Origin of the sequence: Phenylobacterium sp. (assembly GCF_030654915.1) — a bacterium.
Lineage (GTDB): Bacteria > Pseudomonadota > Alphaproteobacteria > Caulobacterales > Caulobacteraceae > Phenylobacterium.
This window is the reverse complement of the sequence record NZ_JAURWM010000119.1, coordinates 1-8,466: the sequence shown is the minus strand read 5'-3', so window position 1 is coordinate 8,466 and position 8,466 is coordinate 1. Positions and strand designations below refer to the sequence as shown.

The 8,466-nt window shown below is 66.8% G+C and carries 7 protein-coding genes; 6 read left to right on the top strand and 1 reads right to left on the bottom strand.

The window, feature by feature from the left end:
- Positions 1-7 precede the first annotated feature (7 nt).
- On the bottom strand, positions 8-1,519 hold the full coding sequence (locus tag Q7T84_RS06220) for an OprO/OprP family phosphate-selective porin (protein ID WP_304806884.1): 1,512 nt from the start codon (positions 1,517-1,519) through the stop codon (positions 8-10).
- A gap of 256 nt (positions 1,520-1,775) precedes the next feature.
- On the opposite strand from Q7T84_RS06220, the gene Q7T84_RS06215 reads away from it, so the two are divergent.
- The 6 genes from Q7T84_RS06215 to phoU all read left to right on the top strand — a co-directional run.
- Positions 1,776-3,149: an ATP-binding protein gene (locus Q7T84_RS06215; RefSeq protein ID WP_304806883.1), complete on the top strand. Its 1,374-nt coding sequence runs from the start codon at positions 1,776-1,778 to the stop codon at positions 3,147-3,149.
- Between the two features lie 32 nt (positions 3,150-3,181).
- Positions 3,182-4,117: a hypothetical protein gene (locus Q7T84_RS06210; protein WP_304806882.1), complete on the top strand. Its 936-nt coding sequence runs from the start codon at positions 3,182-3,184 to the stop codon at positions 4,115-4,117.
- A 178-nt stretch (positions 4,118-4,295) separates the two neighbouring features.
- Positions 4,296-5,738 (top strand): phosphate ABC transporter permease subunit PstC, encoded by a 1,443-nt coding sequence (pstC, locus tag Q7T84_RS06205; RefSeq protein WP_304806881.1) that lies wholly within the window; start codon positions 4,296-4,298, stop codon positions 5,736-5,738.
- Complete coding sequence (pstA, locus tag Q7T84_RS06200) at positions 5,731-7,020, top strand: phosphate ABC transporter permease PstA (RefSeq protein WP_304806880.1); 1,290 nt, start codon at positions 5,731-5,733, stop codon at positions 7,018-7,020. The genes pstC and pstA overlap by 8 nt, the downstream gene beginning before the upstream one ends.
- A gap of 29 nt (positions 7,021-7,049) precedes the next feature.
- The gene (gene pstB, locus Q7T84_RS06195; protein WP_304806879.1) at positions 7,050-7,895 is read left to right on the top strand and encodes a phosphate ABC transporter ATP-binding protein PstB; all 846 of its coding nucleotides are present in this window, start codon (positions 7,050-7,052) and stop codon (positions 7,893-7,895) included.
- A gap of 11 nt (positions 7,896-7,906) precedes the next feature.
- A partial coding sequence (gene phoU, locus Q7T84_RS06190) for a phosphate signaling complex protein PhoU (protein WP_304806878.1) occupies positions 7,907-8,466 on the top strand: 560 nt, incomplete at its 3' end.

Here is an 8,466-nt window from a genome sequence, read left to right as displayed (position 1 = left end):
GCCGTCGTCAGAACGCGTACTGGGTTCGCAGCGAGTAGATGTTGAAGTCCTGGCCGACCTGGGCGCCGGCCGGCGGCGTCGCCGTGCCGGTTCCAAAGGCCGTGCCGCCTGGCGACAGGCGGTCCACCGAGACGTCCTGATAGGCCGCCTGGAAACGCAGCACGTTGTTGACGTACCAGTTGAGACCCACGGTGAAGATCTCCTGCTCGCCCCCACGAATGGCCGAGGCGACCGGTGCGGTTCCGGCGGCGCCCGCGAGGTAGTTGAGGTCCAGCTTGGAATAACGCAGGCCGAGCTCCCAGGCTCCCCAGGTCCCCTTCTTCAGGTCGAAGGGCTGCGCGGGCTTGGGCGCATCGAAGGTGCCGGCGGTATAGCGACGGGGCTCGCCGGTGATGGTCCAGCCGACCTGGGCGTACCAGCCGGAGAAGTCCGGGTCGCTGAGCGGCCCCTTACGATCGACGTCGATGTCGAAGTATTCGGTCTGGAGATAGAGGTTCTTCCACTGGGCGCCGAACTCGGCCCCGATGGCGGTCAGGCCGTCGGCGTCGATATTGCCGGTGTCGATCAGGCGCGTACCGTCGACGCGGATTTCCGGCCGGTCGCGCAGGCGGATGTTGGTGACGGCGGCGCCGGCCACGTCCGGGCCGCTGGCGGCCGGATTCAACACGATCGAGGTGTTCACGCCGACATGGATCACGGCGTCGTCGCGGCGGAACGGCACATAGGTCAGGCGGCCAACGAACGAGGTCTGCTCATCGAAACTGGAGGTGCCGATGACGTTGCCGGTGATGGCTGCTGTGCCGGTCCAGTTGTCGCCGCTGGCGAGCAGTGCGACCGCGGTGCGGCCGTCGCCGCCGGCGATGGCGCGAACGGTCTCGGAGGGCGAGGCGCGCTCGACGAACAGCGAGCCGTTGGTCGAGACCGCTTCTTCTAGTCCGGCCGGCGGGGAGAAGGCCCCGATGCGCAGCTTCAGATTGGCGACCGGGAAGCCGTATTGCACCCAGGCGGCGCTGATCTTGCCGGCTTCCTCGTTGCCGGACCCGCCGAAGTCATAGAGGAAGTTGTAGTCGAAGGCGCCGAACGCCTTGCCCTCGATGCCGATCCGGGCGCGGCGGAAGTTGGCGCCGTCGGACAGGTCGCGGGCGTGGTCGTTCTCGGCCGCGTCGCCGAACGAGCCACGGCGGAAGTCGGTGGCCAGCGGGCCGGGAGCGGCCTGATCGTAGTGGGCGGCGTCCAACTGGAACACGCCCCGGAACGATGCGCTGAATTGTCCGTCATCAGATTCTATGGTGGGGCGACCGTTGTTGATCGAGACCTTCGTCGCCGTGGAATCCTTGCGGACTGCGGCGATGTTGTTGGCGGTCGACTGCTTCAGGTCGGCGATCTGGCCCTGCAGCAGGGTCAATTGCTCTTCCAGCAGCTTGATCCGTGCGTCAGTGGCCTCGTCAGCCGCCGCCAGTCCCGGCCAAGCGAGCGCGATCGCCGCCGCTCCGGAGATGAGTTTGGTTTTCCACGACATGTGGTCTTGCCCCTCGATTGTTGGAGTTCTTACAAACTCGACCGCATAAAGATCCGATAAATCCTATCGGTTAAATGGAGATTGACTTCAGGCGGTCGTAGATTTCCTGACAGCGGGTCTTTCGCGCGGTCTCGCGCTTGGGTGGCTGTCATCCCAGTGACATAAGGGTCGGGCTTGGTCGGAATTTGCAGTTCAGGATAGATTCGCCTTGGCGCTAACCCAGCCGCCCGCTCCGCGCAGTCCCCCAGAGTGGCTCGTGTCCATCGGCCCCGTGCTGGTCGCGGGCGGCGCCGGCGTGGCGGCCATCCTGGGGTTTGGCTTCCTGGTGCGGGCCGATCCGCAGGCTGTCTCATGGATGGTGCTCGTGGCCGCGGGCGTCACCGGCCTCTGCGCCTGGCACGTCATCGAACGGGTCGGCGTAACGACGCCCACGCTGAGCGCCGCCGACCGGCCCGCCCATGAGGACGCGCCGCCCTACGGGAGCCTTATCAACGCCCTTCCGGACCCGGTGCTGGTGATCGCTGCACATGAACCAGATGACCTCACAGGACGGCGTTTCGTGCTGGTTAATGAGGCCGCCCGGCAGACCTTCCGGATACAATATGACGCAGGGTTGCTGGTCACGGTTATTCGCGATCCGGACGTGCTGGAAGCCGTCGACGAGGCGCTGTTCCACAGCAAGGAAGCCGAGGCGATCTACGAACTGGGCGGCGCCCAGGAACGGGTGATGCGCGCCTTCGCCAAGCCGCTGGGAACCGCCCCGGACGGCGCGCCGCTGGCGCTGCTTGTCCTGCGCGACGAGACCGACATCCGCCGGGCCGAACGCACCCGCGCCGACTTCCTGGCCAACGCCAGCCACGAGCTGCGCACGCCCCTGGCCTCGCTGTCAGGCTTCATCGAAACCCTGCGTGGCCACGCCAAGGACGATGCGAACGCGCGCGAGAAGTTCCTCAGCATCATGCAGACCCAGGCCGAGCGGATGTCTCGCCTGATCGACGACCTGCTTTCGCTGAGCCGGATCGAGCTGAACGAGCACATCGCGCCCGAGGGCGAGGCGGACTTGGCCATGGCGGTGATGGACGTCCTCGATGCGCTGGGTCCCTTGGCGCGTGATCGCGGCGTGCGCCTGGAGGCCGACGACCTGCCGGCTCGTGGCCAGGTGATCGTCGCCGGCGACCGCGACCAGATCATTCAGGTGGTGCAAAACCTGGTCGACAACGCGCTCAAGTACACGCCTCGGGACGCGGCGGTGAAGATCTCGCTGCGTTCAGGGCTTTCGGCCTCCGCCGCTGGCGCGCCGGGCGATAGCCGTGCTGCGCGCCTGTCGCTGCTGACCCCGGACCGCGCCAGCGATCTCTACGCCGCCCTGCGGGTCACCGACGCCGGCGTCGGCCTGGCCCGCGAGCACCTGCCGCGCCTGACCGAGCGCTTCTATAGGGTCGAGGGGCAGAAGAGCGGCGAGCGGGCCGGGACCGGACTTGGCCTGGCCATCGTCAAGCACATCGTCAATCGCCACCGCGGCGGCTTGGCGGTGGAGAGCGTGCAGGGCGAAGGCGCCACCTTCACCGCCTATTTCCCGCTCGCCCGGGCTGAGCCGGCGCCGGTGGAGATAGCGAGCCCCGTGGCCTAGGATCTCGCCGCGCACCGGGCAGGGGGAGAGCCATGATCACCGACTTTCAGACCGCGCTGGAAACTGGCGACCTCGCCGCGCTGCGCGCCTGCCCCAAGGCTGACCTGCACGTCCATGCGATCATGGGCGGCAACCGCGAGTTTATCCGCGAGCGAACCGGCCACGACATCGCGCCCTTGGATGGCGTGCTCGGCTCGATGGACGAGATGCATAGCTGGGTGGGCGAGCGGGTCGGAGCGCTGTTCCAGGGCGCGGCCGGGCGAGCCGTCGCCTTCGAGGCGACCTTCGTGCAGGCCCGGCGCGACGGGGTGAGCCGGCTCGAGGTTGGCGAGGACATCTGGTCGATCACCCTGCACGACGGCTCTGCCCAGTCGGTCTGGGAGATGTTGCAGACCGCCCATGCCGAAGGTGGCCCGCAGGTCGAGTGGATCCCGCAAATGGGGATGTCCCGGCACTGCCCGTTCAGGGCGCTGGAATGGTGGATGGCGCCCATGCTGGAACTGGGGACCTTCAAGACCCTGGACCTGTCCGGCGACGAGTTCGCCCAGCCGATTGAGGTCTTCGAACCCCTCTACCGCCGCGCCAAGGCCGCCGGCCTGACCCTGAAGGCTCATGTGGGCGAATGGGGGACCGCCGACGATGTCTGGCGGGCGGTCGAACTTCTCGAGCTGGACGAGGTGCAGCACGGGATCGCCGCGGCGGACTCCCCGCAGGTGATGCGGATGCTGGCCGAGACCGGCGTGCGGCTGCACATCTGCCCGACCTCCAACCTCAAGCTCGGCCGCGTGGCGCGGATGGAAGATCACCCGATCCGGCGGCTCTACGACGCGGGCGTGAAGGTGACGGTCAACACCGACGATGTGCTGATGTTCGGCAGTTCGCTGTCGGAGGAATTCCTGGCTCTCCACCAGGCCGGCTTGATGACCGCCGCCGAACTGGACGCCGTGCGGTTGGAGGGGTTGCGCTGACAAGGATCTAGAACGGGTCTGTTCGCACCCCGGGCCGTGCCGGGTACGTGCCTTGTAATAAAACTGTCACCGAACTGTCGCGAGCCGACAGCATTAGGCAGGCAATTTCCGGCCTGCGCGGTCAGGAGACTCCGAAAGGGGCTCCGAACGTCCGGGCGAAGACAAGCACGGAAGCCTGATGCTCACCTGGATCGCCCTTACGGCGCTGTTGCTGTTCTCGGTCGCCACCTTCATGGCTGGCCGGCGCAAGGCGCTGAACGCCGCCGGCGGCAAGTCCGTCAATCTGCATTCTCTGCCCGGCTATTACGGCAGCTACGCCGCACTCTGGGTCGGTGTTCCCGCAGCCTTGCTGATCCTGATGTTCGCCATGTTTGGCGGACGGTTGGAGGCCGCTCTGCTGCGCGCCGATCCCCCGCCGGCGGTCCAAGCCCTGACCGCCCCGCAGCAGGATGTCTTCTTCGATGACGCCCGCGCCATCGCCCACGGCGGCCAGCCCAGCGAAACCCCTTATGAAGGCGCGCTGAAGACCGCCCTGGACGCCAAGGCGGCCAAGGCGGCGCATCTTCAGAGCCTCATCCAACTTGGCTCCCTCGCGCTCGGCGCGCTGCTGGCCCTGGCCGGCATTCTGATCGCCTATCCCCGCATCGGTCCGCAGTTCCGCGCCCGCAACAAGGTCGAGGGCTGGATCGCCGGCCTGTTCATCGTCTGCTCGGTGACCGCCATCCTGACCACGGCGGGCATCGTCGCCTCGCTGGTCTGGGAAAGCTGGCGCTTCTTCCAGGCGGTGCCGATCCACGAGTTCCTGTTCGGAACCGAGTGGAACCCACAGATCGCCATGCGCGCCGACCAGTATGCCGGCACGGGCGCGTTCGGCGCGGTGCCGCTGTTCGTCGGCACCTTCCTGATCATGATGATCGCCATGGTCGTGGCCGCCCCCATCGGCCTCTACTCGGCGATCTACCTCTCGGAATACGCCAATCCGCTGACCCGCTCGGTGGTCAAGCCGCTGCTGGAAATCCTCGCCGGGGTTCCGACGGTGGTCTACGGCTTCTTCGCCGCCCTGACCGTGGGACCCATCTTCCGCTCGTTCTTCAACTGGATCGGCGCGCAACTGGTTGGCGGGACGTTCGACGGCCTTGGCCAGTACCTGATGCAGGTGCAGAACCAGATGGCGCTGGTGGCCGGCGCGGTGATGGGGATCATGCTGATCCCCTTCGTCTCCTCGCTGTCGGACGACATCATCAACGCCGTGCCCCAGTCGCTGCGCGACGGCAGCCTGGCCATGGGGGCGACCCGCTCGGAGACGGTGAAGAAGGTGGTGCTGCCCGCCGCCTTGCCGGGGATCATGGCCGCCATGCTGCTGGCCGTCTCCCGCGCGGTGGGCGAGACCATGATCGTCACCATGGCCGCCGGCCTCCAGGCCAAGACCACCCTCAACCCGCTCGACACCGTCACCACGGTGACCGTTCAGATCGTCACCCTGCTGACCGGCGACCAGGAGTTCGACAGCCCCAAGACGCTGTCGGCCTTCGGCCTGGGCCTCACCCTCTTCGTGGTGACCCTGATGCTCAACATCGTCGCCCTGCGCATCGTGCAAAAGTATCGGGAACAGTATGACTGACGCCGCCATCCCGACCGCCGCCAACCTGCGCCAGACCGTCGAGGCGCGCCTGAAGAAGCGCCACGCCCAGGAGATGCGGTTCCGCCTTTATGGCCGCATGGCCATCATCGTGGCGCTCAGCTTCCTGGCGCTGCTGCTCGGCCGTATCGTCACCCAGGGGTACTCGACCTTCATCGACTACCAGATCGCTGTCCCGGTCTATCTGGACCCCAGCCGCATCGACAAGGCCGACCCCACGGGCGCCAACTACGACATGATGGTCGCGCAATCGATCCTGGCCAAGCTGGGCGAGAAGGATGACGATCTTGGCGAGGCGTCGGGCAAGGTCATGGAGATCATGTCCAACGACCTGGGCTTCCAGTTGCTCAGGATGGTCCGCGAGGATCCGTCCCTGATCGGCAAGACGATCACCGTCACCGGCCCGATCAAGTCCAACGCCGCGCTCTACTTCAAGGGTCAGATCAAACGCTCGACCCCGGAAGACAGCCGCAGGCTGGACGACCAGCAGCTCGACTGGATGGACAAGCTCAAGGCCTCGGGCGCGGTCACCAGCGGCTTCAATGTAGGCTTCTTGACCAAGTCGGACTCCACCGAACCGGAACAGGCCGGCGTGCTCGGCGCTATCGTCGGTTCGGCGATGATGCTCCTGGTCACCGCCTTCCTGGCGGTGCCGATCGGGGTGCTGGCGGCGACCTATCTGGAAGAGTTCGCGCCCAAGAACCGCTGGACCGACATCATCGAGGTCAACATCAACAACCTCGCGGCCGTGCCCTCCATCGTCTACGGCCTGCTCGGCCTGGCGGTGTTCATCAACTGGCTGGCCGTGCCGCGCTCCTCGCCGCTGGTCGGCGGGCTGGTGCTGGCCCTGATGGCCCTGCCGACCATCATCATCGCCACCCGCTCGGCGCTGAAAGCGGTGCCCCCCTCGATCCGGGAAGCCGCGCTCGGCGTCGGCGCCTCGCGCACTCAGACCGTGTTCCACCATGTCCTGCCGCTGGCCATGCCCGGCGTGATGACCGGCGCGATCCTCTCGCTGGCCCATGCGCTGGGCGAGACCGCGCCGCTGCTGATGATCGGCATGGTTTCCTTCGTCCCTGGCGTGCCGGAAGGTTTCACCGGCGCCGCCACCGTCCTGCCCGTCCAGGTGTTCATCTGGGAAAACGCGTCCGAGCGCGGCTTCCACGAGCGCACCGCCGCGGCGATCATCGTGCTGCTGGTGTTCATGATCATCATGAACCTGGCCGCCATTCTAGTGAGGCGCCGCTTCGAGCGGCGGTGGTAGTCTCCATGCGCCTGATCCCGAGGTTCTCCATGCCCAACCAGCGTGACGACGCGATGGCCCACGACACAGCCCCGGTTCACATCGCGGTCGATCGTGCTCACGCCAGCCAGCCGGCCGGGCCGATCAAGATCCGCGCCCGCGACGTCAATGTCTTCTACGGCGACAAGCAGGCCCTGTTCGACGTCTCGCTGGACGTGCCGGAAAACTCCGTCACCGCCCTGATCGGCCCGTCGGGCTGCGGCAAATCGACCTTCCTGCGCTCGATCAACCGGATGAACGACACGATCTCCGGCTGCAAGGTCACCGGCCGCATCGAGCTCGACGGCGAGGACGTCAACGACCGCTCCATCGACCCGGTCGTGCTGCGCGCCCGCGTCGGCATGGTGTTCCAGAAGCCGAACCCGTTCCCCAAGACCATCTTCGAGAACGTCGCCTACGGTCCCCGCATCCACGGCATCGCCACCGGCAAGGCCGAGCTCGAGGAGATCGTCGAACGCTCGCTGAAGCGCGCCGGCCTGTGGGCTGAGGTCGCCGACCGCCTGCATCAGCCGGGCACCGGCCTGTCGGGGGGGCAGCAGCAGCGCCTGGTCATCGCCCGCGCCATCGCCGTCAGCCCTGAAGTGATCTTGATGGACGAGCCCTGCTCTGCGCTCGACCCCATCGCCACGGCGCGGATCGAGGAACTGATCGACGAACTGCGCAACCAGTACTGCATCGTCATCGTCACCCACTCCATGGCCCAGGCCGCGCGGGTGTCGCAGAAGACCGCCTTCTTCCACATGGGCAAGCTGGTGGAGGCTGGCCCGACCGGCGAGATCTTCACCAATCCGCGGGACAGCCGCACGCAAGACTACATCACCGGCCGGTTCGGCTAAGGGCGAGCGACATGAACGAGCACATCGTCAAATCCTACGAAGACGAGCTGAACACGCTCACCGCCGACTGCGCCCGCATGGGCGGCTTGACCGAAGCCCAGGTCGGCGACGCCATCGACGCGGTGGTCAAGCGCGACCAGGCCCTGGCCGAGGCCGTCGTCGGCCGCGACGAGCGGCTGGACGTGCTGGAGGTTGATATCGAGCGCAAGGCGATCCGCCTGATCGCGCTGCGGCAGCCGATGGCCAACGATCTGCGCAAGACGGTGGCGGCGATGAAGATCGCCTCCAACCTGGAGCGCTGCGGCGACCTGGCCAAGAATAACGCCAAGCGCACCCTGGTGTTGAACGAGGCCGAGCCGATCACCCCGCTGACCCGCTCGATCGAGCGGATGGGCCGGCTGGTGGTGGGCCGGCTGAAAGACGTGCTGGACGCCTATACGGCCTCCGATCTCGACCGCGCCCTGGCCGTCTGGTCGCGCGACGACGAGGTGGACGAGCACTACAACAGCCTGTTCCGCGAACTGCTGACCTACATGATGGGCGATCCGCGCACGATCACCGCCTGCGCCCA